Annotated in this window: 21 protein-coding genes and 1 pseudogene; 4 read left to right on the top strand and 18 right to left on the bottom strand. The window is 69.8% G+C overall.

The window, feature by feature from the left end; translation table 11 throughout:
* Window positions 1–59: 59 nt before the first annotated feature.
* Complete coding sequence (locus tag ACIBN2_RS21330; protein WP_399136190.1) at window positions 60–2,471, top strand: D-alanyl-D-alanine carboxypeptidase; 2,412 nt, start codon at window positions 60–62, stop codon at window positions 2,469–2,471.
* Window positions 2,472–2,670: 199 nt separating this feature from the next.
* Window positions 2,671–4,539: an MFS transporter gene (locus ACIBN2_RS21325; protein ID WP_399136189.1), complete on the top strand. Its 1,869-nt coding sequence runs from the start codon at window positions 2,671–2,673 to the stop codon at window positions 4,537–4,539.
* 34 nt (window positions 4,540–4,573) lie between these two features.
* Here the strand turns inward: ACIBN2_RS21325 and ACIBN2_RS21320 are convergent, their stop codons facing one another.
* Entirely contained in the window at window positions 4,574–5,083 is a 510-nt protein-coding gene (locus ACIBN2_RS21320; protein ID WP_399136187.1) for a glutathione peroxidase, read from the bottom strand.
* 9 nt (window positions 5,084–5,092) lie between these two features.
* Entirely contained in the window at window positions 5,093–6,082 is a 990-nt protein-coding gene (locus ACIBN2_RS21315; RefSeq protein WP_399136185.1) for an ArsR family transcriptional regulator, read from the bottom strand.
* 102 nt (window positions 6,083–6,184) lie between these two features.
* Here ACIBN2_RS21315 and ACIBN2_RS21310 point away from each other — a divergent pair, with 102 nt between their 5' ends.
* Window positions 6,185–7,378, top strand: coding sequence for an MFS transporter (locus ACIBN2_RS21310; protein ID WP_399136184.1), 1,194 nt, complete (start codon window positions 6,185–6,187; stop codon window positions 7,376–7,378).
* Window positions 7,379–7,465: 87 nt separating this feature from the next.
* Here the strand turns inward: ACIBN2_RS21310 and ACIBN2_RS21305 are convergent, their stop codons facing one another.
* From ACIBN2_RS21305 to ACIBN2_RS21295, 3 genes are all read right to left on the bottom strand, one after another.
* Window positions 7,466–8,467 carry a phosphotransferase gene (locus ACIBN2_RS21305; protein ID WP_399136182.1) on the bottom strand — a complete coding sequence of 334 codons (1,002 nt, stop codon included), beginning with the start codon at window positions 8,465–8,467 and terminating at the stop codon, window positions 7,466–7,468.
* A gap of 116 nt (window positions 8,468–8,583) precedes the next feature.
* Window positions 8,584–8,808 (bottom strand): cold shock domain-containing protein, encoded by a 225-nt coding sequence (locus ACIBN2_RS21300; protein ID WP_399136180.1) that lies wholly within the window; start codon window positions 8,806–8,808, stop codon window positions 8,584–8,586.
* Between the two features lie 71 nt (window positions 8,809–8,879).
* A complete protein-coding gene (locus tag ACIBN2_RS21295) occupies window positions 8,880–9,839 on the bottom strand; it encodes a helix-turn-helix transcriptional regulator (RefSeq protein ID WP_399136178.1) in 960 nt (319 codons plus the stop codon).
* A 134-nt stretch (window positions 9,840–9,973) separates the two neighbouring features.
* On the opposite strand from ACIBN2_RS21295, the gene ACIBN2_RS21290 reads away from it, so the two are divergent.
* Window positions 9,974–10,333: an ANTAR domain-containing protein gene (locus ACIBN2_RS21290; RefSeq protein WP_399136176.1), complete on the top strand. Its 360-nt coding sequence runs from the start codon at window positions 9,974–9,976 to the stop codon at window positions 10,331–10,333.
* Between the two features lie 384 nt (window positions 10,334–10,717).
* On the opposite strand, the gene ACIBN2_RS21285 is transcribed toward ACIBN2_RS21290, so the two are convergent.
* The 13 genes and pseudogenes from ACIBN2_RS21285 to ACIBN2_RS21225 all read right to left on the bottom strand — a co-directional run bounded on the left by ACIBN2_RS21285 (window position 10,718) and on the right by ACIBN2_RS21225 (window position 23,263).
* The gene (locus ACIBN2_RS21285; protein WP_399136174.1) at window positions 10,718–12,136 is read right to left on the bottom strand and encodes a DUF2252 domain-containing protein; all 1,419 of its coding nucleotides are present in this window, start codon (window positions 12,134–12,136) and stop codon (window positions 10,718–10,720) included.
* Between the two features lie 464 nt (window positions 12,137–12,600).
* Window positions 12,601–12,951, bottom strand: coding sequence for a hypothetical protein (locus ACIBN2_RS21280; protein WP_399136172.1), 351 nt, complete (start codon window positions 12,949–12,951; stop codon window positions 12,601–12,603).
* A gap of 210 nt (window positions 12,952–13,161) precedes the next feature.
* Window positions 13,162–13,359, bottom strand: a complete 198-nt coding sequence (locus tag ACIBN2_RS21275) for a hypothetical protein (protein WP_399136170.1) — start codon at window positions 13,357–13,359, stop codon at window positions 13,162–13,164.
* 133 nt (window positions 13,360–13,492) lie between these two features.
* A complete protein-coding gene (locus tag ACIBN2_RS21270; protein ID WP_399136169.1) occupies window positions 13,493–16,105 on the bottom strand; it encodes a LuxR C-terminal-related transcriptional regulator in 2,613 nt (870 codons plus the stop codon).
* A gap of 148 nt (window positions 16,106–16,253) precedes the next feature.
* Window positions 16,254–16,511 (bottom strand): SHOCT domain-containing protein, encoded by a 258-nt coding sequence (locus ACIBN2_RS21265; RefSeq protein ID WP_399136167.1) that lies wholly within the window; start codon window positions 16,509–16,511, stop codon window positions 16,254–16,256.
* Window positions 16,512–16,597: 86 nt separating this feature from the next.
* The gene (locus ACIBN2_RS21260; protein ID WP_399136688.1) at window positions 16,598–17,023 is read right to left on the bottom strand and encodes a DUF6325 family protein; all 426 of its coding nucleotides are present in this window, start codon (window positions 17,021–17,023) and stop codon (window positions 16,598–16,600) included.
* Window positions 17,024–17,107: 84 nt separating this feature from the next.
* Window positions 17,108–17,512 carry an SHOCT domain-containing protein gene (locus tag ACIBN2_RS21255; protein WP_399136165.1) on the bottom strand — a complete coding sequence of 135 codons (405 nt, stop codon included), beginning with the start codon at window positions 17,510–17,512 and terminating at the stop codon, window positions 17,108–17,110.
* A gap of 442 nt (window positions 17,513–17,954) precedes the next feature.
* Window positions 17,955–19,302 (bottom strand): annotated as a pseudogene (locus ACIBN2_RS21250) (chloride channel protein).
* Window positions 19,303–19,475: 173 nt separating this feature from the next.
* The gene (locus tag ACIBN2_RS21245; RefSeq protein WP_399136163.1) at window positions 19,476–20,045 is read right to left on the bottom strand and encodes a potassium channel family protein; all 570 of its coding nucleotides are present in this window, start codon (window positions 20,043–20,045) and stop codon (window positions 19,476–19,478) included.
* Between the two features lie 573 nt (window positions 20,046–20,618).
* A complete protein-coding gene (locus ACIBN2_RS21240; RefSeq protein WP_399136161.1) occupies window positions 20,619–21,035 on the bottom strand; it encodes a GntR family transcriptional regulator in 417 nt (138 codons plus the stop codon).
* A gap of 17 nt (window positions 21,036–21,052) precedes the next feature.
* The gene (locus ACIBN2_RS21235; RefSeq protein ID WP_399136159.1) at window positions 21,053–22,033 is read right to left on the bottom strand and encodes a hypothetical protein; all 981 of its coding nucleotides are present in this window, start codon (window positions 22,031–22,033) and stop codon (window positions 21,053–21,055) included.
* Window positions 22,034–22,168: 135 nt separating this feature from the next.
* Entirely contained in the window at window positions 22,169–22,654 is a 486-nt protein-coding gene (locus tag ACIBN2_RS21230) for a hypothetical protein (RefSeq protein WP_399136157.1), read from the bottom strand.
* 333 nt (window positions 22,655–22,987) lie between these two features.
* Window positions 22,988–23,263 (bottom strand): DUF6221 family protein, encoded by a 276-nt coding sequence (locus tag ACIBN2_RS21225; protein WP_399136156.1) that lies wholly within the window; start codon window positions 23,261–23,263, stop codon window positions 22,988–22,990.
* Between the last annotated feature and the right edge of the window lie 191 nt (window positions 23,264–23,454).

The following is a 23,454-nucleotide window of genomic DNA, read 5'->3' as shown; positions in this document are numbered from 1 at the left end:
GGGCGGCGGTTCACGGTTCGGTAGGCGCACGGCGAGCGTGCGGCATGGAGGAGGCATCGGTGGCGGGCGAGTCCCCCGACAGGTCCAAGAAGCGCGAGTCGTCGGCAGAAGCGACGTCGGGGAGCACGGGGCCGGTTCCCGAAGCCCGCACGGAAGCACGCGATCCACGTCTGGCGGTGGCCCGGGACGCGGAGGCCTCCGGCGGTCCGGCGTCCGGAAAGGCCGGGGCTTCCGGCGGCGTGGACACGGCGACGAAGGTCTTTTCCGTACGGGACCTGAAGCCCGAGGCCGGCTCCGTACGGGAGCTGGAGTCCGAGCCGGAGGCCGACGAGGAGTCCGGGAAGGGTGCCGCGGACGGCGGAGACGTTTCCGCTGAAGGCGCGGACGCCGCTGACGGTCCCGAGGAGCACGCAGCGACGGACAGTGACGCGCCCGACGCGTCGCGCGACGCCCGCCTGCGCGCCGCTGTGGCGGCCTGGGTCCGCTCGGGCGACTCCAAGGACGCCGAGGACGCGCCAGGCCCGGAGAAGGCGTCTGAGGGCGCCGGAACGGGCGATTCCGCGGACTCCGAGACGTCGGACGACGCGGAGGACGCCTCCGGCGACGGGGACGGCGACGGGGACGGGGAGACCGAGTCGGCGGAGTCGGAGTCGGAGTCGGAGGCTGACGGAGACGCCGGTACCGCCGCCGATGACGCCGACGCCGACGCCGAGGTCGTCGAGGACGCTGTTCCCGAGGGCGAGGGTGACTCTTCGGAGGAAGCCGAGGAAGCCGAGGCCCCCGAGGACGCCGCTCCGGCCGACTCCGCGGAACCCGATGACGACAGCCCCGTTGACGACAGCCCCGAGGACGCTCCCGTAGAGGACGGCGACGGCAAGGGCGGGAAAGCCGCCGGGGCCAAGCACGTGGATCAGCCGACCGCCGTCTTCAAGCGGCCGGCCAAGCCGCAGGTCGATCAGCCCACCACGATGCTCAAGCTCGGCGGCGCGGCCAAGGCCCCCGAAAAGGCTCAGGACGAGCCGAGCAAGCCGACCGAGCCGAAGCCGAAGCCGGCCAAGACGCCGGAGGCGGAGCGCACCAGCAAGTTCGTCGCGCTCAAGCCCCTCGACGATCCGTCCGCGAAGAAGCCCGCGGACGCCACCGCCGCGATCCCGCAGGTCGGTCCCGAGCGCACGGCTCAGCAGCCGCTGCCGCCGAAGCCGCCGCTGGACCTGCTGGCCGAGCTGACGAACACGCCTCCGCCCCCGCAGACCCCGGTCCGGACGATCGTCCGCCGGGTCAAGATCTGGACCCCGCTGGTCCTGCTTCTGGTGATCGTCTTTGCGATCGTGCAGGCCGTGCGCCCGCTGCCCACGCCCACCCTCGCACTGACCGCCGACGACTCCTACACCTTCGACGGCAGCAAGGCCGACCTCCCGTGGCCGAGTGAGGGCCAGGGCTGGATGGACGTCAACGGCATCGGCACGATGGGGAACTTCGGCAAGCAGACCCCCGTCGCCATCGGCTCCGTCGCCAAGGCGATGACCGCGTACATCGTCCTCAAGGACCACCCGCTCAAGTCGGGCTCGGAGGGCGCGAAGATCACGGTCGACGCGACGGCGGAGAAGGAGGGCGGTTACGACAAGGACGGCGAGTCCACCCTCAACACGGTCAAGCAGGGCGACACGCTCACCGAGAAGCAGGCCCTGTCGGCCATCATGATCCCCTCCGCGAACAACATCGCGCGCCTGCTGGCCCGTTGGGACGCGGGCACCGAGGCGGCGTTCATCAAGAAGATGAACGACACCGCCAAGGACCTCGGGATGAAGAACACGACGTACACCGACGCCTCCGGTCTGAAGGAGTCCACCGTCTCCACCGCCGAGGACCAGGTGAAGCTCGGCAACGAGCTGGTGAAGATCCCGGCCCTGATGGACATCACCAAGCTGCCCAACTGGGTCGACCCGTCCGGCCACAAGTGGCGCAACTACAACGCCCTGGTCCCCTACAACGGCGCGCTCGGCATCAAGACGGGCACGACCACCAAGGCCGGCGGCAACCTCCTGTTCGCCGCCACCAAGCAGGTCGGCGGCGAGACGGTCACCGTCGTCGGCGCGATCCTCGGCCAGCACACGGCGCCGATCATCGACACCGTCAACGCGGTCAGCAAGACCGCGATGATCGGTGCCCAGGACGCGCTGACCTCGAAGAAGATCCTCAAGAAGGGCGACGTGGTCGGATACGTGGACGACCAGCTCGGCGGCCACACCCCGATCGTGCTCACCAAGGACGTCCCGGCGGTCGGCTGGGCGGGCCTGAAGGTGAAGCTGTCCTTCGACGCCGACGACGTACCGCACTCCGCGAAGGCCGGCACCAAGGTGGGCACGCTCACCGTGGGCGACGGCACGAGCGGCGCGGTCAAGGTGCCGGTCGCACTGCAGAAGGACCTCACGGAGCCCGGCTTCGGTGCGAAGCTGAAGCGCGTCGCCTGATCCGGTCACGGGACCTCCACACCCCGTCGGGATGCCCACCAGGGCGCCTCCCGGCGGGGTGCGTGCTAGCGTCACGAAACGGGGCATGCCGTCGCTCACGGGAGGCGACCGGGAAATCCCCGGGGACGCTGCCGCGAACGGGCGGGCAACGGGATACGTCCCAGAACAGAAGACGGGACACCACGGGGAGTGCCTTCAGGTGGCCACTGCGGAGCCGACACGCGCCGACGACGCCGATCCGGGCCGGGGAACCGGCTCGCGAATACGTGTGCCCGAACCCCGTACGGACAGCCGTGACACGGCCCGTACGACGGGCGGCGCAGAGGGCGCTCCGTCACGCGTGAGAGCCGCCGTCCTCGCCCTGCGTGAGCGTCTGCTGCGTCACCCCGTACTGTCGATCACGGCCCTGGCCGGGATTTTGCACATCGTCTGGTTCTTCACCTCCGCGAACAGCGGCGGCGACCTGGCCGCGCAGGACGCCTGGGCCGAGTTCGTCGGCCGGCACCCGGACTCCGCGTACAACCTCGCCTGGTACGGCGGCATGCACCCGGTGTCGTACAGCATGGTGTCGCCGTATCTGATGTCGGTGCTCGGCGTCCGTACGACGATGATGATCGCGGGGACCGTCTCGGCCGGACTGCTCACGATGATCCTCATCCGCAGCCGGTCGGTGAAGAACCCGCTGTGGGCGTCGCTCGCGGGCGTCTTCGCGTTCCTGTGCAACGCGGCCTCGGGCCGGGTGACCTTCGGGCTGGGCACGATGTTCGCGCTCGGCGCGGTGGCCGTCGTCTTCTGCTGGCCGCACAAGTGGCGCTACAAGCGCTGGGCGAAGGCCCTGTGCGCCGCGCCCCTGGCCGCGCTGGCGACGATGTCGTCCCCGGTCGCCGGCCTGTTCGTGGGCCTGGTCGCGGTGGCCCTCTTCCTCCAGAAGCGGCGTCCGGGAGCCTGGGCCCTGGGCATCGCGCCCAGCGCGGTCGTGGCCGTCTCGGCCTGGCTGTTCCCCTTCTCCGGCACCCAGCCGATGACGTTCGGCTCGGTGATCCTGCCGCTCCTGTGCTCGATCGTCATCTTCGCGCTCGTCCCCAAGCACTGGACGACCGTCCGTCTGACCTCCGCGGTCTACGGCCTGTCGGTCCTCGCGGTGTGGCTGGTCAGCTCGCAGATCGGCTCCAACATCACGCGCCTGGCGATGCTGTTCGCGGGGGTCGTCCTGGTGGCCGCGCTCCCGTTCCAGATCCCGCGTTCGCGGGAGTGGTACGTCGCCGTGCTGGCCTTCCTCGGCTTCACCTTCTGGATCGGCTTCAAGGCCGTCGACGACGTCGTCCACACCACCCCGGCCGCGTCCTGGGCGCGCGAGCTGGCGCCGCTCGTCAGCGAGCTGCAGGACGTCGGCGCCGAGAAGGGCCGCGTCGAGGTGGTCCCGGCCCGCTCCCACCGCGAGGCCTCCGCGCTCGCCCCGTACGTCAATCTGGCGCGGGGCTGGAACCGGCAGGCCGACATGGAGCGCAACCCCCTCTTCTACGACGACACGCTCAACTCGGCGAACTACCACGAGTGGCTGCAGCGCTGGGCCGTCCACTACGTCGTGCTGCCCAAGGGCGAGCCGGACGGCGACGGCGGTGAGCGGGAGCGGGAGCTCGTCCAGCGGGGCATGCCGTATCTGAAGCAGATCTGGGGCGACGCCAACTGGCAGCTGTTCCGGGTCACCGACCCCGTGCCGCTGGCCGATCCGCCCGCGATCGTCGACCGCGCGGAGCAGGGCGAGCTGACCATCGAGGTCAAGAAGCCCGGCCGCGTCCTCATCCGGGTCCCCTACTCGCCCTGGCTCGGCCTGGTCGACGCCAAGGGCAAGGGCGTCAAGCCGCCGAAGGAGACGGCCGCCTCCAAGCACCGCGCCGACGGCATGCCCAAGTCCTTCGACAACGTCAACGGCTGCCTGATGCAGACGGAGGAGGACGACAAGGGGGACAAGTGGACGATCCTGGTGGCCCCGAAGGCGGGGCTGTACCGGCTGGGAGCGCCGTACCAGCTGCCGCGCGGCACGCCCTGCCCCGACGAGCTGAAGTGACCGCGCGGCGCCCCCGGCCGGTTCGCCGCTGCCGTCAGGCGAGGGCGCTCTCGACCGCCGCCACGAGCTCCGCCGCCTCCGGCTCGGTCTGCGGGGAGAAGCGCGCGACGACCTTGCCGTCCCGTCCGATCAGGAACTTCTCGAAGTTCCAGCGGATGTCGCCGGTGTGCCCCTCGGCGTCGGCGAAGCCGTTCAGGCGGTCGTAGAGCGGGTGCCGGCCCTCGCCGTTCACCTCGACCTTCTCGGTCATGGGGAAGCTCACGCCGTACGTCGCCGAGCAGAACTCGGCGATCTCCTCGGCGCTGCCGGGCTCCTGGCCCATGAACTGGTTGCAGGGCACGCCGAGGACCGTGAAGCCCTGGCCGGCGTAGCGCTCGTGGAGGCGCTCGAGCCCGGTGTACTGCGGGGTCAGCCCGCACTTGGAGGCCACGTTCACGATGAGGACGGCCTTGCCCGCGTACTGGGAGAGGCCGGCGGAGCCGCCCTGGAGGGCGCCGATCTCCACGTCGAGGGGTGCGGCACCGTTGCTGTCTGCAGTCGTCATGAGCGGATGCTAACTCCGGTACGTGTCGTGCCGGTTCTGCGCCCCGGTCAGGACGTCGCCCGCCGCCGTACGGGAATAGAGGACCGAGCGGCCCGCCCGTCGCCGCTCCACCAGCCCCGCGTCCAGCAGCACCTTCAGATGCCGGCCCACCGAGCCGAGGCCCTGACGCGTCACGGCGGTCAGCTGGGTTGTGCTCATGGGGGAGGCGAGCAGGACGAGGACGCCGGCGCGGGCGGGGCCGAGCAGGGCGCCGAGCGACTCCGGCACGACGTCCCGGGCGCCGCCGGCCAGGGCGCCCACACACGGATACACGGCGGCGTACCGCTCGTGCCCCTCCCAGGACACCCAGCCGTGCCGCTGCGGGGTGACCGGCACGAAGACCAGCTCGGCGCCGGAGAGGTCGCGCGGCGGATACTCCTGCGGGTTGACCTGCAGCCGGTTCTCGCCGAGCCAGCGCGTCCGCCCCGGCCGCAGCCCCTCCAGCACGGCCGCCCAGCCGCCCTGCCCGAACTGCGCGGTGCGGGCGGTCACGTCGGCCTGGAGGATGCGCCTGCGCCGGGGCCAGTCGGGTCCCACGGCCGTCTCCCACACGAACTCCAGCAGGTCAGCCGCCCGCCCGGGCAGGTCCTCCCGGTCGAGTTCCGCCGGGAGCGGCACGCCGGCGAGGGAGACGAGGAGATGCGCGCGGGCCTCCTCCGGGCGGGCCGCGCGGACGCGGGCGGCCCCCTCCGCGAAGGTCTCCCCGTCCCTCGGCGTGGGCGTGAGGAAGTCCGCGATCCACTCCCGCCCCAGCCCCGCGCGCACGACCGCCGCGCCGACCGGATCGGCCGCGAGGCGGCGCCGGTAGCCGGGCAGGTGATCCCGCAGCCAGGCCTGTTCGCCCGGGTGCGCGCCCACGCCCGCGTGCAGGAGCTTCAGGCAGGCGAAGGTCTCCGCGAGCGGGGAGAGGACGAACCGGCTGCGGGCGAGGGTGTCGGCGCTGATCTGCCACCAGCCCATGGCTCTTCACCTTTCGCGGGGCGTGCATCTTTCGCGGGCGTGCACCTTTCGCGTGTGCGCGAAACATTATCGGCCGGGTTTCCGGGTGCCCAGACTCCCGGCATGCGCAGCTACCGAGAACTGTTCCGCACACCGGAGTTCACCCCGCTCTTCCTCGCCTCCGCCGCCCAGGGCGCGGCCCAGACGATCGGCGGTCTGGCGCTCGGCACCCTGGTCTACGGGATCACCGGGTCCCCGCTGCTGTCGGCGGTGAGCATGTTCGGGCCGCAGCTGGCGCAGGTGCTCGGGGCCACCTTCCTGTTGTCGGGCTCCGACCGGCTGCCCCCGCGGGCGGCGCTGACCGGCATCGGCTGCGCCTTCGCGGCCGGTACGGCACTCCTCGCGCTGCCCGGACTGCCCGTCGCGGGCGTCTTCGGCGTCGTCCTCCTGCTGGGGCTGGTCGCGTCGCTCGGCGGAGGGGTGCGCTGGGGGCTGCTGAACGAGATCCTGGCCAAGGACGGCTATCTGCTGGGGCGTTCGGTCTTCAACATGCTCTCCGGGCTCGTGCAGATCACCGGGTTCGCGACCGGCGGGGCCCTGCTGACGGTGCTGCCCGCGCGCACCTGCCTGCTCATCTCGGCGGCGCTGTACGCCACTTCGGCCCTCGGCATCCGCCTGGGTCTGACCGCCCGCCCACCGCGCTCCTCCGGCCGCCCGTCCGCCGCCGAGACCTGGCGCACCAACTCCCTGCTGTGGTCCTCCCGCCCGCGCCGCCTCACCTACCTCGGCCTGTGGCTGCCCAACGGCCTGGTCGTCGGCTGCGAGTCCCTCTACGTCCCCTACGCCCCGCACGCCGCGGGCACGCTGTTCGCCTGCGGGGCGCTGGGCATGTTCGCCGGTGACGTGACGGTGGGCCGCCTCGTGCCACCCGCGCTCCGGCCCCGGCTCGCCACGCCGCTGCTCCTGCTGCTGGCCACGCCGTACGTGTTCTTCGTGCTGCACCCGGCACTGCCCGTCGCCGCCCTCGCGGCGGCCCTGGCCTCCGTCGGCTTCGGCGCCGGCCTCGTCCAGCAGGAGCGGCTGATGGCGCTGACCCCGGACGAACTGAGCGGCCACGCCCTGGGGTTGCACTCGTCCGGGATGCTGACGATGCAAGGCGTGGCCGCGGCCGTGGCGGGCTCGGTGGCCGGGCTCACCTCGCCCGCCGCGGCGATGACCGTGATGGCGCTCGCGTCGCTCGGGGTGACCCTGACGCTGGCCGCTGCCGCCCGGCGGACTCCTGAACCCGGGCCGACGCCGGCGCTGCAGGAGTCGTAGCGGCGCCGGAGGTGAGGTACACGGCGGCGTCGGCCTTCACCGAGACGTCGTCCGTGCTGATGCCCTCCTGGCCGGGTGGCGCCTCGGCTACACGGCCGGCTCGTCCCGGAGCCGCAGCAGCGAGCCGGCGGCCTGGGCGTCGCCGGCCAGGTCCGTGGCGTCCGCCGCTCCCGGGAAGAGCCGCCCCCAGGCGACGGCCCGACCGATCGCCCCGAGCCGCCAGGCCAGGCGGAGGGCGCGGCGGAGGTCCCGGGCGGTGCGGCCGCCGCCGGTCCAGGGTTCGAGATAGGCGTCGCGCAGGCGGGGCAGTACGCCGGGGCCGTAGCGTTCGGCGGCGTGCCCGGCGGGCACCACGAAACTGCAGAACGGGTGCGAGACGGCGGCGTCCCCCCAGTCGAAGAAGGTGAAGCGCCCCGGGCTCGGCACGAAGACCTGCCCCGCGTGCACGTCCGCGTGGTCGAGGGAGTCAGCGATGCCGAGACCGGCGAGCTCCTCGCACCACTCCGCGACGCGGGGCCGCAGTCCGTTCAGCACGGCACGGTCGGCCTCCGTCAGCGCGCCGTTCTCCGCCACGAGCCGGTCGAAGACGCGCGGCAGCGTGGCCGTACGGGCGCCGGGCACCCCGAGGGCCTCGATCTTCCCGGCGTACGGCAGCAGGGAGCGCTGCAGGCAGGCGTACCGGCCCAGCAGCGCCTCCCAGGTACGGGGACCGTCCGGCCCGTCCCTCAGTACGTCCGCCAGCAGCGGCCCCCCGTCGGGAAGCAGCGACCAGCCCCGGCCGGCGTCGACGGCGAGCGGCTTCAGCACATGCTCCGGAACCCATTCGGACAGCGCCTCGGTGAGCCCTGCCTCGAAGCGGCCGGCGGGCGGGCCGGCCTTGAACCACACGGGGCCGGCGCCTTCGACCGACAGCCGCACCAGCACCGACCAGGGCCGCAGCCGCACCCGCCGGGGCCCGGTCTCGCGCAGCCCGTGGGCGTCGAGGACGTCGCTCACCCAGTCGAGGGCGGCGGCGCGCCACTCCTCCCGCTCCCAGGGCGTCACGACATCCGGATACCGCCCGCGGTCGACGACCGCATCACCGTTCATCGCGCCATCTCACCACCGCGGGCGCCGTCGCCTCATCTGGATAAACGTCGATTCACGGCGACCCGACGACGTCGCCGGTCCGCCGGCCGGAACCGCTGCCGGCCCGGGAGTAGCCGTCAGGCGGACCGCGGGACGATGCTCAGGGCGCGGTAGTCGTAGCCGTCCTGCTGGAAGCCCGGGGCCTCCCAGACGAGCTCCACCTGCTGCCCGGCAGACAGAGTGCGGAACCCCGTCATTTGGATGTGGGCGAAGTGGCCGAAGCAGCCCCCGGGCGTCTCGGGCGAGTCGAGCACGCCCCAGCCCTCCTCGTCGTACCACTCGCGGACGGTAGCGATGACCATGGGTGAAATCCTACGGCTCGCGGTGCGCGCAACAGGCGCCGGGCGGGGCGGGGCCGAGGGCAGACGCCGGCTCAACTGCCGTTCAGCGTCTGGTGGGGAGCGCGGCGGTAGGTGCCGCGGTAGAGGGACGCGAAGCGGCCGGGGTGGTGAAAGCCCCAGCGGGCGGCGATCTCCGTGACAGTGATCCCGGCGGTGGGATCGCCCGCCACCAGATCCCGGTGCGCCTGCGCGAGCCGCACCCGGCGGAGGTGCGCGAGCGGGGTGGTGTCCAGGTGGCGCCGGAACGCGTACTGCAGGGCCCGGGTGGTGACATGCGCGGCCCCGGCGATCTCGGACACGGTGACCGGCTGGTCGGCGTGATCGTCGATGTAGGCGAGGGCGCGGCGCAGGATCAACGGGTGTGCGTCGCGCTCGTCGCGCCCGTCGGCACCCGCGTCGTCGGGGAGCGCGGTGTTGGGGAAGGCGGACAGGACGCTGGCCGCCAGGTGCTGCGCGGCGGTGGACGCCACCAACGGCTGGTCGGCCACCGCCGGGTCGGCGAGCACCTGGTCCCGCAGATAGGCGATGGTGCGGCCCAACTGCTGCGCGACCGCTGTCGTATGCGGCCGGTGCCCGGTCAGCCGGACCGGCGGCTCGCCCCGCTCGCCGGCCACCTGGGACAGCAGGGCGGGCTCGAGCATCGTGATGGTGTAGCGCGCGTTGCAGATCCGCCCGGCGTACGGCCGGTCGGGCGGCGCGAACATCACCACGTCGCCGGGGCCGAAGTCGTCCTGAACCCCCTGGAAGCCGTGATCGCGCACGGTGCCGTCGTGCATGACGCACAGGCAGATCTTGCCGAGCGGCGTGACCGAGTAACTCATCTCGAAGGACAGGTCGGTCTCGTCGATGCTCACCGCGTCGATGCCGGTGCGGGTGATGAGGGCGCGGCTGGCGTCGGGCGTGGTGCTGCCGATGCGCATCCTGGCGTAGGCGCGACTGAGGAAATCCTCCGTCACGCCCAGGTCGTCGCTCTCGAACGTCAACTTCTCCATAGCCGTCTGATTCCCGTCATCCGCGCAGGCATGTACGCGCTGATCAGGCGCTTTTCGCATTCTGAACGGCGTACGGCCAGGGAGTTCGCCACACGGCTGTCGCCCGGGCCCCCGAGGCGCGGAGGCTTCGAAGCATGATCGGAGCAGACGAGGACGCGGACGACGTGGCGTCCCTGCAGCTGGAAGTGGAGCAGCTTCGTCAGGCGGTGGACTCCCACGCCCTCGTCGACCAGGCGATCGGCGTGGTCATCACCGTGGCGGGCCTGCGCCCCGACCAGGGCTGGGAAGTGCTGAAGCACATCTCCCAGCACACCAACGTCAAGCTCCGCGAGGTCGCCCGCTGCCTGGTCCAGTGGCCCGCCGGCGTCAGCCCCCTCCCCGAAGTCATCCGCACCGCCCTGCCCCACGCGGTCGACCACGCCCGCCACCAGGACATGAACGTCTCCCACGAGGACGCCGAGGAACACGAGACGGCGGGTTGCGGGTGGCGCTGACGGGGTGGGGCGCCGCCTGGGTACGACGGATGCCGGAAGTACATGGCAGAAGCGGAGGCAGAAGCTGAAGCATTCAAGGGACGCTCGCCGACGTCACCCGGGAGCCTTCTGACGCGGTCCCCCGGAGGCCCTCCGGTGCAGCCGCATACGAAGCTGGCGCGTCCCCGGCCCTAACGACGCCAGCTCGCTCCCGATGGGCCGCGAAAGGATGATTTCGGCCGCTGCCCGTTCCGCTGATGGGTACGGTCGGCGGACTTCCGATCCTGCAGCCATGCGGTGGTGTGATCCGCGAAGTCGACCGCCCCGGCGGCGTCCGGATCCCACCATTGGCCGCGCGTGTACCGCTTCCCGCAGACAATCGAGCCAGGTATGGTCCTGCAGCCGTCAGGCTGCTTCGGCCGGGACCCGTCCGGCTTGGATGGCGTCGACCAGGGCCTGGTGGTCTTTCTCGTTCTGGTCGGCGTACAGCTCGGCGAACGTCGCCAGCGCGCGGTCGAAGGCGTCGCCGCCGCCCAGGTATGCGGCGATCGCGATCCTGTCGCCGGACCTGGCGTGGGCGCGGGCCAGCGTGGCACCGCACAGCCGGCCGAACAGGGCCATCCTCTTCGGCGACATGTTCTCGGCCACGGCGATTCCCTTCCAGTCCCGCAACTGGCGTATGTAGAAGTCCCGTTGTTTGCCGTCCATGCCCTGGACGTGTTCCCAGCCCAGGAAGATGTCGCTGGTGGCCTGCATGAGCCGCTGGCCGGCGACGACGCGCTCGCCCTGGGTGGTGAACGTACTGCTGCCGACGTAAGGCGCCAGAACCGACTCGTCGGCTTCCTTGGCCTGGAGGAACAGGGGATCCTCGTCGTCCTTGCCGAGCAGCAGGATGATCCAGCAGCGGGTTCCCACACTGCCCACACCGACCACCTTGCGGGCCACGTCGGCGAAGCGATAGCTCCCCAGCAGGAACCGGCGGTCCGTCTCCAGGGTCTGGCCATAGCGCTCGATCAGCCGGCTGAGCTCCTTCTCCAGCTCGCCGCGTTCGGTGTCCGGCAGCAGATCCTGGAGCCGTACCAGCAGCGGAGGATCGGGAGCGATCTGACGCTTTCCGTCGATGAAGTGAGTGAGCTTGTCGAAGACCTGCAGCGTGTCATGCGCACGGGCCCGCTCCCGGGTCTTCTCCCAGCGATCGCGCACCCCGGCGCTCAGCAGCGGGGCGAACTGCTGCTGCAGGTCGTCCGCGTCGAAGCGGGTGTACCAGACGTCGAGATTGCCCATCCCCGCGAAGGCACGCATGCGCTCGCGGTAGGACTGCACGGCTGCCTGGACCACCGATGCCCGCTCCTTGGCGCTGAAGCCGTTCGCCCGGCCCGCGATGACAAAGCTGGCCGACAGCCGCTTGACGTCCCATTCCCACGGTCCGGGCAGCGTCTCGTCGAAGTCGTTGATGTCGAACATCAGGCGGCGTTCCGGCGAGGCCAGCAACCGGAAGTTCAGCAGGTGCGCATCACCGCAGCACTGCACCCTGAACCCGCTGCGCGGCGTCTCCGCGAGGTCCGCGGCCATGATGGAGGCGGCCCCGCGGTAGAAGCGGAACGGCGCCTCGCTCATCCTGCCGTAGCGGATCGGTACGAGTTCCGGCACCCGCGTCGCGGACTGCTTCTCGATGATCTCCACCGGGTCCGTGCGCTTCGGCGGAGGCACGAACTCGGCGTGGCTGGACCGGGGTACGTCTGCCCGCGCGGCCTTGCCACGGGCGACCCGATCCTGCGGAGTGAGGTGCCGTGTCTCGTCGTTGGAGAGATGGTTGTCGTTCATTGCGGATGCTCCAGGATGTGGGGGGCGACGGGCAGAGCGCTGGCCATGGCCGTCAGGAACGGATCGACTGCTCCGATACTCGGGACCACGCGCCGTCGGCACAGAGATCGCCGAGGTCGTGGGCCTTGCCTTTGACGTCGAGCGCCTACCGCCCGGGTCGCTGTCACAGCGGGAGGCGCTACTCCGGCCCCGCCGAATGAGATGGGCGCCTCCACTTACAACGCGTCTCCGGTCCCTCATGCCTCGGCATCGGAGTGCCTAGGTGCGACGCGGAGCGCCCGGATGACGAAGGCGTCCATGGCCACGAGAACGCAGATAGAGGAAGTCCGCCACGATGAGGAGACCCGCCCGCGGGTGACGATGATCGCCGCGAACGCGAGACTGGTGGTCCTTCGGGGGGTGGCGCCCGAGTGAGCTCTGGTGACATGACTGGTCATGAGTGTTTCCTCGTCGAACTTTCGGGTCTATGTGGCGTTGCGCTCCTGCTGCAGAATGCTCTTGAAGCCGTCCGCGAGGGCTCGCGCGAAGCGGAAGATCCCTCCCAGCGTCATGACCAGCCCTGTCAGGAGGAGCCAGCTGCCCCATGTGGCCTGCGCTTCTGCGGGCGACTCGGTTCGCGGAGACCCTGTCGCCGACGGCTCTACGGGCGCCTTTCGCAGGACGTCCTTGACGATCGCCAAGGCACCGGCAAAGGCGTGGACAACCACCCCCAGCAGCATGTTCAGACCGATGAGCATGGCCCAGTCGATCTGTTTGAGCTGCTCCGGGGCTCGTTGTGTCTCGATGGTCTTGATCTGACTGCCCCTGGACGACATTTCGACTCCTCCGCTGTCTCACCGGTTGCGTACGACCCTCAGGTTTTCGGTGGACGCTCTACCTGCACTGTCGCTCGTGACGACCGGCCCGACATCACCCGAAAAGGACTATTAATAGGGCAGACCGGGCGGGGCGCCCCTGCTGGCGGCCGGTGGTCGCTACCGCGAGCCGACCGAACGCGCCGGCGGCCGGTGGCCGTCGTCGGGCTTTCAGCCGGGCAGCTCGCGCATCTCGAGCACGCGCAGACCCAAGGACTGGAAGCGGATCAGCAGACCGTAGAGGTGAGCCTCGTCGGTCACTGTGCCGAAGAAGCGGGTGTTCTCGGGTGCCGGAATGGTGTCGAGCTCGGGAAAGGTCTCGGTGAGTGCGTCCGGCACCACACCGGCGATGCGGAACTCGTAACGCATGTGAGCACCCCCTTCTCGCGGAGCAGCGTGTCGAGGGCTGCCTGGCTTCCCCTCTCATCCTCGGGCTCGAACGCCGCGCTCGCATCGCCCGGTTCGGGCGACCGTCCCAGGGCTGCCGGGCATAGATGCCCGGTCACAGCACTCCGAGGTCCCGGGCCCGGCGGACGGCCTCACTGCGCCGGGTGACAGAGAGCTTGCGGTAGATGCTCTTGAAATGTGTCTTGGCCGTGTTGGCGGAGATGTGCAGCTCGGCCGCGATCTCCTCCGTGGACAGCAGCTGAGCCGCCTTGCCCAGCACTTCTCTCTCGCGCTCGCTCAGCGACGCCGCGACGGGCAGTTGCTCGTGGCTCCCCGCTCGCGAGAAGCCCAGGACCCGGGCGGGCAACCAGCCGTGCGCCCCCGTCAGTTGCGGGTCCTGGCGAAGCATGCGGCGTATCCAAGGACCGCTCTCGACGAACACACGCCGCAGCTCCTCCGGCCGGGCGAGCCCGAGTGCCTCCCGCAGGAGACGGTGCGCCTCCTCGGTGGAGCCGGTGGAAGCGTCCGTCGCGGCCACCTGCGCCCGGATCAGGCACGCCTGGGCCCGGAGCGACGGCGTGACGGTCTCATCGGCCGGCAGGCCGACCAGGGACTCCGTCACGCCGTCGCTGTCTCCCGCCGCCAGGAGTGCGCGGGCCCGGGCCACGGCGTGCTCCGGCCGGTCGGAGCTCACGGCGTCGAGTACGTCCAGGGCCGCGGCCGCGTCCCCGTGCGCCAGGTGAGCGGAGGACTCGGCGATGGTCAGCTCGTCCACCGCCCACTCGTAGCGGTGCTGGGGCGCCGCGGCCGAGCCGGCGGCTTGGACTGCGGCGAGCGCGCCCTCCCAGTCGCCCTCGGCCGTCGCCAGCCTGGCCCCGATGACGGCGGCCTCAACTGCCGCGACGGGCTCCGGCAACGGTCGTTCGCTCATGGTCGCCCGGTCGAGATGGGTCCGAGCGGCCGTGAGGTCGTCGTGCTCGGCCGAGACGCCCGCGAGGACGAGGTGATCGATGCCGGGCCGGTGCTCCGGCGGAAGCGCGGAGCGGTCGGCGGCGGCGAGCGAACCGTGTGCGTGCGCCTCCGCCTTCCGCAACTGTCCCCGCAACAGCTCGGCCATGGCCAGTGACGCCAGCGCATCGCAGAGCGGGGGGTCGATCCCCGGCTGCCCGCATGCCTCCGCGGCGGCGGTGAGAGAGGAAGCTGCTCGGTCCAGGTGCCCGGCACCGAGTTCCGCCGAGCCGAGCGCGGCCAGTGCCATGGCGCGTATCTCGGGATGCCGACCGATCAGGGGCGGGGGAATTTCGGGCAGTAGACGGTCGGCGTCGGCGGCCGCCTGCTCGGTGGCCGCCAGGTCGCCGGACTGCCGCCCGGCCAGGACCCGGACGAAGGCAAGGCCGAGGCGCGGCGCCGGTACCGAAGTGTCGATCACGTACGGGTCCGCGCGTCGCAGTGCGGCTGTGCAGCCGGCGAGGTCCTGGTCGGCCAGTCGGCATGCCGCTTCGACCAGTGCCGGAGCGGCACCGGTCTGGTCGGCCGGCATGGCGGCGAACGCACGGCGCAGCCGGTGCGTCTCCAAGCCGGTGAAGAGCCGGCCGATCGCCAGGTTGTCGATCAACTGCCCTGCGGCGAACTGCCAGTCACCGGCGGCGGCGGCCTGCACCACGGCCTCGGTCAGTCGCCCGGTCCCGGCGAGCCAGTGCGCCGCCCGTGTCCTCAACCGGGGCTCCAGGCCGGGCAGGCGTTGGCGCAGATGCGCCTGCAGGACCTCGGCGAACAAAGGATGCAGCCGGTACCAGGCCGATTCGCCGACCTGTTCCAGGAAGGCGTTGGCGCCGGCCAGCTCTGCCAGCCTTTTCTCGGCGTCGTCGCGGCCGGTCAGCGCGTCCGCCAGGCCGGGGTGGACGCGATCGGTGATGGAGACACGGAGCAGCAGGTCCTGGGTGAGTGGCGGCTGCGCGTCGAGTACCTCTTTGAGCAGGTAGCCGGCGATCGTGGTGCGGTCGGTGGCGAACCCGCGGACGAATGCCTGGGGATCGGCGCTGTGCTGCATGGCCAGGGCGCACAGGCGCAAGCCCGCCGCCCATCCCTCGGTGCGTTCGACCAGCAGCCGGATGCCGTCCTTCGTGAGTTCCAGGCCGTGCTCGCGCAGGAGCCTGTCGGCGTCCTCTTCGGTGAACCTCAGGTCAGCGTGCCGTATCTCGGTGATCTCGCCCGTTGCCCGGTAGCGGTACACCGGCAGCAGCGAATCCGTCCGGCTGGTGAGGACGAGGCGCAGACCGTCCGAGGCGTGCCGGAGCACGAACTGCAGCCCTTCGGCGATCTCGGGTGCGTGCACCGCGTCGAACTGGTCGAGCACCAGGACCACAGGCTCCCGCCGCTCGGCCAACGCTGCCGCGAGACGCACCAGGAGTGCTTGGTCCACACCCTCGGCGCGCGTGGGGCTGCCCACGTCGATCGGCAGCAGTACTCCGTGCCGGTGGAACGCTTCCAGGACGTAGGCCCAGAAGGCGCCGGGAGGGTCACCGGGCTCGGCGGCCAGCCATGCAGTGGCACGCGACGCCATGCCCCCGGTGACCCACTGGGCGGCGAGCACCGTCTTGCCCGCGCCGGCCGGGCCGTTGACGAGCGTGAGCGGTCCCCGTGCCCCTGCCGTCAGACGCTCCAGCAGCGCAGGGCGGTGCACGACAATCCTGGGCACCGGCGGGACGGCGAACCTGACGGCGAGCATCGGGTCACCGGAAGGCGTCAGCCTGCGGTGCGGAGGACGGGCGGGGTGATCGGGCGACACCTTCCACTCAACCGCTGATCGGAAGTGATCACCAATCGGGCGCTGCCGTGGCCGCGTGCCAGGCCGCCACCCCTTGACGTCCTTTCTGTCAGGAGTCGAGGATCTTGCGCTTTTCGCTCTCGAACTCAGATTCGGTGAGGACCCCTTGGGACTTCAGCTCACCGAGCTCTTTGAGCTTGTCCATCTTGGTGGACGTGTCTTCGGCCGGCGGCTGGACAGCCGCTGATTCCTGATTGCTCTGCTGGGCCCAGCGGCCCTGCTGACGTCGGGATACGCGATTGGAGACGACAGTCGCGGTTCCGGCGACTGCGGCGGTCCGCGCGACTCCACGGATGAGACCAGGCATCTTGCCCTCCTTGAGGTTTCTGACTGCGGAGATGAGCCGACCAGCGGCCACGGGCTCGGCAGGGAGCCCAGGTTTGGGCCGGCCGTTCAGGTGGGGACCTCCTCGACGGTTTCGAGTGCCGCCAGGACGGCCTGGACCGGGATCCGGCCGCCGGCTACCAGCTGCGCACCCCCGTGCCGGAGGGCCTCGGCGAACGGCGCGGCCCAGAGGTTCTCGTACACCAGTACTCCTGCGGAGTCGCCGGGCGAGAGGACGGAGGCGGCCTCCTCGAGGTCGTCCATGTCGAGCAGCCCTGAAGAGACACCTTCGAAAACGGTCAGATCGGGCTTTCCATGCACGGCCAGATCGGAGATTTCCATAGCCTTGACGGACCCGTCGGATTCCTTCTTGATGAACATGAAGTCGATGATCCGGATAATGCCCCGGTCGACGAGGTCAACCAACAGCGGCAGTCCCTCACCCGTCATGCGACTACCCGGAAACTCCACTACCAGGTAATCGACCGGCCCCATATGGTCGAAATCGGTGCTCACGGCAATCCCTCTCCTCGCAAGAAAAGGGCGCGCTCGGTCCAGTCGGTGCACGCCCTTTTGCCGTCAGTGATGCAGGAGTTCCTCCCTGGCGTGGTCGTACTCCTCCACCGATATGTCGCCCCGAGTCCGCAGATCCGAGAGCGCGTTCAGTTCGGCAGCGGTGCTCTGCTCTGCGTCGGCACTGCTCTGCATCTGGGCCTGGGCGGAGCGCCCGGTCTCCGGATGTCCGCGGCTCATCTCGTTCTCCGCCATGGTCCCGCCCCGTGCCATCACGTATACGAAGACGCCGAGGAACGGAACAACGATCACGCAGAACAGCCAGGCCGTCTTCGCCAGGCCGTGCATGTGACGGTCACGGAAGATATCGCCTATGACGCGGAAGAGAAGCACCAGCCAGATGACGCCCAGCGTGATCAGCGCGACTGTCCAGAATGCGCCCAGCAGGGGATAGTCGTAGGCCAGATTCATGGCATTCATTGCATCCTCCTAAGTGCTACGGATTCCAGCCTGCGCCAGCTCCGGGGCGGATACACCACCCGGTATGGGTGACTCCGGTCGCCCATATTTGGATTTCACATATCGCTATTGCCGTCCGGGGCAGGGCGAGCAGCCTCGCGGATCTTGCCCACGGCCGCGGCGATGCGGGCGGTGCCCGACGGGAGCGATGGCCGTGTGGGTGCCTGCGCCTGTTCTGTGCGCATGCTGATCGGATCCCTGGCATCCCTCGCGCCGAGGTTGAGAACGCACCGAGCCGGTGCGGCGACCAGCGAGGCGATACACACCGCGGTCTGGTTTCCGGGTCCAGGCCCCGACCGTTCATAAGCTTCGCCTCGCCCTGTCACAGACGACCCGGCCGGCACCCCAGGCTCGCAGCGAGCGGACGTGCGGGAGTCTCTCGGCGAGTTCACGGCTACTGCCTACGGGGCTCCGGTTCCTGCCCCGGCTCCGGGGCAGGAGGAGGTGTGAGCCTCGCCGTCGCGACGTATGAGACCACGACCGCGACGATCACCAGCGGCATGACGGTGAGCCCCTGTGCGCCGATCAGCAGGGTGGCGAGCAGGACGGAGACCAGCGGAAGTCTCAGCATTGCGGCGCTCATCGCTCCGATACCCATCGCGAACCCCGCGACCAGGGTCAGCCCAGGCACGTGGGAGAACAGGATGCCGCCCGCCGACCCACGAACATCGCGGGAAAGATCGGGCCTCCCCTGAAACTGCTGAGCGATGCGCAATAGGCCAGGCCCTTGCACAGCACCAGCAGCAACAACGCCCCGACCGAATAGGCGGCGCTGTGCGTGAGGAGCGGGTCCAGCGCCGTCTGCCCCGAATACAACACGTCGGTCGCTGCTTTGTCGGTGCCCTCCGCGTAGCCGATCGCCAGCCCCGCCACGACCAGGCCCATGACCACCGTGGCGGGCACCCGTCGCCTCTCGATGTGCGTCTTCAGCCGGACGGCGAGCCATCGGATACCCACGCCCACGACTGCGGCTGACAGTCCGATGACCAGAGCCCAGCCGAATTCCGCCGCGGTCGGGGTCGTGGCCTTGGGGACGTCGTGCAGTGCCAGCGAGTAGGTGCCCAGCCCGGTCCAGGATCCCAGTCCGACGAAGATGAGTGCGCCGATGCCCGCAGCCAGCAGACCGGGCACCAACACCAGCGCCATCATCGGCCCACCCAACCCCGAGGCTTCCATCAGGAGGAACGCTCCCAGCAGGGGTGATCCCAGCAGCGAGCTGACGGCCGCGAAGCTGCCCGCCGCGCCCAACACCGCGGTCACCTGCTCCGGGGGGTCCCGCTTGACCATGCGGACGGCGCCGGCGGCAAGCCCGCCGCCGAGCGCCAGGAGAGGGGACTCGGGTCCGAGGACAGCTGCGAAGCGAGCGTCGCCAGGGCGGCGAAGAAGATGCCGGGCAGCTCGATGGGTGTGGGCGCGCCGCGGGCCTTGAACCCGGCTGTCGGTTCATGGCCGCCGTGTCCCGGCAGGTACTGAACCGTCAGTCCCGCAAGCAGTCCCCCCACGGCGAGCAGCGGCAGCGGCCACCACGGTGGCGTTCCGTCGAACCCGAGTGACTTGGGCAGATCCGTGTAGATCTTGGGCTGCAGTTCGCCGACCAGTGCCAGGAAGCCGAACGCCGCCGCGGACACCGGCACGCCGATCAGCGCGGCCATCACGAGAAGCACCAGGTACGCGCGGCTCCGAAGGAGTGTCAGCGGGTCCGGCGGTGACGCGGCCTCAGGTCCCGTCTTGGCCTCCGGCATGCGCATTGCCTCCTCGCGATGCGGACCTCGTCGGAGGTCTCACCGGCTGCTTTCTGCGAGCCTGGAATGCCCTGCCACCTGATGCGAGCGGCATGGTTCCGAGCCTGGCACGCTGTTCCCACGCGGGCATTTCAACGCCGCCCATGCGGGTAACTCCGACGCGTTGCCCTTGATCAACCGGAGTCTTCCGAGGCCGATGACTCGCCGTGGTCGGCCGACCGGGCGTCTTCTGCGATCCGGACAGCGCCGAGGAGGATCCGCGCGATCATTCCCACCAGAATCACGTCGACCAGCATCTGCACCATGGTCAGAACCCGTGCCGTCGTGGTGACCGGGGTGATGTCGCCGAAGCCGACCGTGGCGAACACGGTGACGGTGAAGTACAAGGCATTGGTGCGCCCCAACGTCTCCGGGAACGAGTCGGCTTGGTTCTTGGACAGGAGCACGTACGCTGCCGCGAAGATGATCAGGAAGATCGGCCCGGCGGTGGCCAGGGTCTCGATGGCACGTAGCCGGGGATAGTCGGATCTCGTGACGGTCCGGACCTGCCAGGCGAGCACGCCGGCGAAAAGCAGGAGACTTACCGTCAGGGCGATCGCCGTACCGATGTCGAGCCCCTTGTCCAGCGGCACCAGATAATAGACAACCACCGACAGGATCACGGCCAACAAGGATCGGGCCGCCGAGAGCAGCAGTCGACTGCGCGACACGCGAAAGCGCTCGGCCTGCCGGGGTCTTTTCATGACGTCACCATGGGCGCGCGTAGGTCGTGCTCACGCAGGTTTCGGGCCCAGGGGGGCGGGCTCGGGCTTCGCGTCCGCAGAGCCGCTTTTACTATCCCGGCTGAAGACTTCGGAAACGCTCTGGGCGCTGCCCAACGCGCCTCCTGCAACCCATTCGGGGGACCTTTCGCGGGGCGGGCACAGATACAGCTCCGAGTAGATCTGTACCGCTGTACAGCAGGGAGGTACGGCAGCCCCGATTTCCCGGGCCAACCGCTCTGCGATTCGCGTTTCCGCAGGTCACAACCTCCCCCGCGCTGGGCCCTGGTGAAGTGCTACATCACACGGGCACAGCCCGACGAAGCGCGGCGGACGCTCACCGAACTCGGGGAAGCGGCTCCACCACGGCGCCGGGACGAAGCGCTCATGTGGGTCCCGCTCGGTGCGCGTCACTCTGCTGGGCAGGTCTGTGCAACGGGGCCGCGGAGGTTCAAAGCGGTGACGGTCCACTGATGGCCGCCCTGGCCCGCGGCTACGAGGCCCAAATTCGGCAAATGGGTCGCCCCTGGGCAGGAACGGCGCTCACGAACCTGTTCAGCCACGCTGCCGAAGCGGACAAGTCCGCAGCTGCACCAGGCCGTCCATCTTCAGCTGGTTGAAGGCTCGGTGCGCGGTACCGACCGAGACACCGTAGGCCTGCGCGACGTCGCCGACCGTGGGCACGTCCTCGCCGGGGAGCATCGTGCCGTCCTTGATGGCGTCCGCGAGATGCCTCGCGATCACTTCCCAGGGAGCGAGCTCGCGCGGCGGAGCCGCTTCCACCTTGATGGTCCGGCCGATGGGACCCACGACCGCGTGGACGGCCTGGCGGTCGGAGGTGGCCAGGAAAGCCGCGTAGTGCTTGAGGGTTGTCGCTCCTCCTCCGCCGTGCCCAACACGGCCGGCGACCGTTCGTACGTCGGCACCCGCGCCCAGGAGCTCGGTCACGTTGTACGCACGCAGGTCCTTCAAGCGGTGGGTGTGAACCTTCAGTTCCTCCGCGAGGCGGCGGTAACGCTGGCTGACGCTCGACGGCACGAGCGGGGCGGAACTGTCGGCTTCACCGGAGAACACGAAGGCGTCGCGGGCGAGTCGCCGCCGAGCGCCTTGCGGCGTTCCTCGGCGCGGGCTCGGTGGGCGGCCAGGACGGAACGCGTGATCACGTCGATGGCCTGCTTACGGCGCTGGTGGGTCTTGGTGTCCTTGATTCTGCGACCGTTGTTGGAGTGCTTCACGAAGAGTTCGAGGCGGTCGAGGTTGATGTCCGACCAGCGCAGGGCACACATCTCGCCGCGGCGTGAGCCGGTGACCATCGTCATGAACAGGAACGTTCCCCAGTCCAAGTCCCGCTGCCAGGCGGTGTTCAGAGCCAGGACCGCCTCTTCGGGAGTGGGCGGGTCGGGGTTCGGCTTGGGTTGGGATGGAGGTTCGGCGAGGGCCGCGACGTTCGTCGTCACGTAGCCCCAGCGCAGGCCGCGGTTGAGAGCCGGGCGCAGGATGAAGTGAATCTTGCGGACGGAGTTCGCGGCGAGCGGCTCGCAGACGTGCTTTCGCTTCGTCTTGGGTTCGGTCTTGCCGTTGCGCCGGCCTTCGCACTGTTCCTGGCACTGCCGGAGGCGGGCGTAGAACAACTCCAGCATCTCGGCGGTCAACTTGCCGGCCTTGAGGTCGCCGAACGTGGGCTTGAGGTAGTTGCGGATGATGCCCTCGACCCGCTCGTACGACGTCTCGTCGAGCTCCGCGACCCCGAGCCACCGGTCGAGCAGGAACGACATGGTCACCTGCGTCTTGGGGTGGCGGTTCTCGTCGACCTGGTGGAGGAGCTTCGTGCGGGCCTTCTCGGCCTCGGCCTCCGTGTCGGCCTGCTCGTGGAGGTAGATGTCCTTCTTCGTGAGCGGGTCACGCCCGGCGTAGACCCGGACCTGGAAGCCTGCCCCGTTGGGGCGGATACTGCCGCGCTGGTCAGACACTGTGCCCCCGGCAGGATTCGAACCTGCGACACCCGCTTTAGGAGTTCGATCAACCCGGTCGTCTGGAGGGCTCGCCCTTGGGTCGATGTCTCGTGCATGACTGTCCCGGGGTGCCCATGTCCGCTGTCGTTGATGTCATTTGGTGATGTCAGGACTCGTTGTGGTTTTGAGGTGCCTGCGCATCGCGGTTCGCAGGCCTTCGAGTTCGGTTCGGGGGAACGGCCGGCCCCACTGAGACGCGTAGGCCTCCTCGCCCTGCTCGTAGTCGATCCGGTCGAAGGCCCGGACGGCCGACCGTGCGAGTGCCGCAACCGCGTGGCGACCTGACCAAAGAACCGTCCCTGAGCTGTCCGGCGCCCGGTCGTCGTCGACCCTGACCAGGCGAACATCGACCGCGGACCCCTCCCGGTGGAAGAGCCACCGGTACACCTGAGGTTCCCCCTCCAACTCGGCGCGTGTGTCTTCGTCACCCAAAACCAGCCTGGCCACGGCATACAGGAATTGCTCGGGTCCGTCAGTGACGTATGAAGCAATGGCCTCCGCCTCGCCTCGATCGTCACTGACCTTGACGAAGGCCCATCCGTGATCGCACAGCGTCCACGTGATCGTCAGAGAACTCATCTCATCCCCCTGAGGTGGACCCTGTGACCAGGTGCCGTAGGGCGTCCAAGGACATCAGCTTGGGAAGCTGCGGTCATTTTCGGCTGATCTTGGCGCTGACCTGGGTGAACGGCGGACGTACGGCTTCGAGGGGCTCGGTTGTCTTCACCGTGATTCCCCGCTGTTCCCCGCATTATCCGGTGCGCTTGTGGTGCGGTCGTTCCGTTCCTCGGTTACCCGGTTCGGCTTGTAGCGCTCGGGAAAGTCGGGGTGCTCCTGGTAGGTGAAGGCAAGATCGAGTAGGTCGTCGCACGGCCAGAGGTCGCCGTCGAACTGGCAGTCGTCGCGGTCGTCCTAAGGTCGCTCGGGGTCGTCTTCGGCCGGACTGAGCGTGTGCCGGTTCAGCACGCGTTGCTTGGCCTCGACTTCGCGCAGCACGCGGACGGGGTCGTGCAGGGCCACGTGCTGAGCGATCGCTGTGGGGAAGCTGGTGAGATCCCCTCGGCCGAAGTCGACTGCGGCACCGTGCGCGGTCCATTCTGCGGAGAATCCGGCCCTTTCACAGCGCCGAGCCAGGTCGGCGTCCTCGTCCAGGCGCGCCTTGAGGAACGCCACCAGGTCGCTGGTCATGGCGGCATCCTCGACCATGGGGCGTGCGCCGGCACACGCTTTACGCCTGTCACTCACCTCCAAGCCTTGTACCAACACGCTTTCCAACTGTGGTGGTGGGATGGTGGGCGTCGCTCAGGGGCGTTCAGCTGCGTTCGCCGCTGTCCGGGAGCGCTACCGGCGTCGGCCTCGGGTCCGCTGCGAACGGTCCT

This window comes from Streptomyces sp. NPDC050534, assembly GCF_044457745.1.
Taxonomy (GTDB): Bacteria; Actinomycetota; Actinomycetes; order Streptomycetales; family Streptomycetaceae; genus Streptomyces.
Note: the sequence above shows the minus strand (reverse complement) of the source record. Positions and strands in the feature narration are given on the sequence as shown.

Excerpts from the sequence above, each read along its gene's own strand:
- ACIBN2_RS21310 (WP_399136184.1), top strand. The coding sequence starts at position 6,185 with ATGCGCAGCTACCGAGAACTGTTCCGCACACCGGAGTTCACCCCGCTC.
- ACIBN2_RS21245 (WP_399136163.1), bottom strand. The coding sequence starts at position 20,045 with ATGAAAAGACCCCGGCAGGCCGAGCGCTTTCGCGTGTCGCGCAGTCGA.
- ACIBN2_RS21275 (WP_399136170.1), bottom strand. The coding sequence starts at position 13,359 with ATGCGTTACGAGTTCCGCATCGCCGGTGTGGTGCCGGACGCACTCACC.
- ACIBN2_RS21230 (WP_399136157.1), bottom strand. The coding sequence starts at position 22,654 with ATGAGTTCTCTGACGATCACGTGGACGCTGTGCGATCACGGATGGGCC.
- ACIBN2_RS21285 (WP_399136174.1), bottom strand. The coding sequence starts at position 12,136 with ATGAACGACAACCATCTCTCCAACGACGAGACACGGCACCTCACTCCG.
- ACIBN2_RS21295 (WP_399136178.1), bottom strand. The coding sequence starts at position 9,839 with ATGGAGAAGTTGACGTTCGAGAGCGACGACCTGGGCGTGACGGAGGAT.
- ACIBN2_RS21280 (WP_399136172.1), bottom strand. The coding sequence starts at position 12,951 with ATGTCGTCCAGGGGCAGTCAGATCAAGACCATCGAGACACAACGAGCC.
- ACIBN2_RS21255 (WP_399136165.1), bottom strand. The coding sequence starts at position 17,512 with ATGAATCTGGCCTACGACTATCCCCTGCTGGGCGCATTCTGGACAGTC.
- ACIBN2_RS21260 (WP_399136688.1), bottom strand. The coding sequence starts at position 17,023 with ATGGGGCCGGTCGATTACCTGGTAGTGGAGTTTCCGGGTAGTCGCATG.
- ACIBN2_RS21305 (WP_399136182.1), bottom strand. The coding sequence starts at position 8,467 with ATGAACGGTGATGCGGTCGTCGACCGCGGGCGGTATCCGGATGTCGTG.
- ACIBN2_RS21300 (WP_399136180.1), bottom strand. The coding sequence starts at position 8,808 with ATGGTCATCGCTACCGTCCGCGAGTGGTACGACGAGGAGGGCTGGGGC.
- ACIBN2_RS21290 (WP_399136176.1), top strand. The coding sequence starts at position 9,974 with ATGATCGGAGCAGACGAGGACGCGGACGACGTGGCGTCCCTGCAGCTG.
- ACIBN2_RS21265 (WP_399136167.1), bottom strand. The coding sequence starts at position 16,511 with ATGCCTGGTCTCATCCGTGGAGTCGCGCGGACCGCCGCAGTCGCCGGA.
- ACIBN2_RS21225 (WP_399136156.1), bottom strand. The coding sequence starts at position 23,263 with ATGACCAGCGACCTGGTGGCGTTCCTCAAGGCGCGCCTGGACGAGGAC.
- ACIBN2_RS21320 (WP_399136187.1), bottom strand. The coding sequence starts at position 5,083 with ATGACGACTGCAGACAGCAACGGTGCCGCACCCCTCGACGTGGAGATC.
- ACIBN2_RS21270 (WP_399136169.1), bottom strand. The coding sequence starts at position 16,105 with ATGCTCGCCGTCAGGTTCGCCGTCCCGCCGGTGCCCAGGATTGTCGTG.
- ACIBN2_RS21315 (WP_399136185.1), bottom strand. The coding sequence starts at position 6,082 with ATGGGCTGGTGGCAGATCAGCGCCGACACCCTCGCCCGCAGCCGGTTC.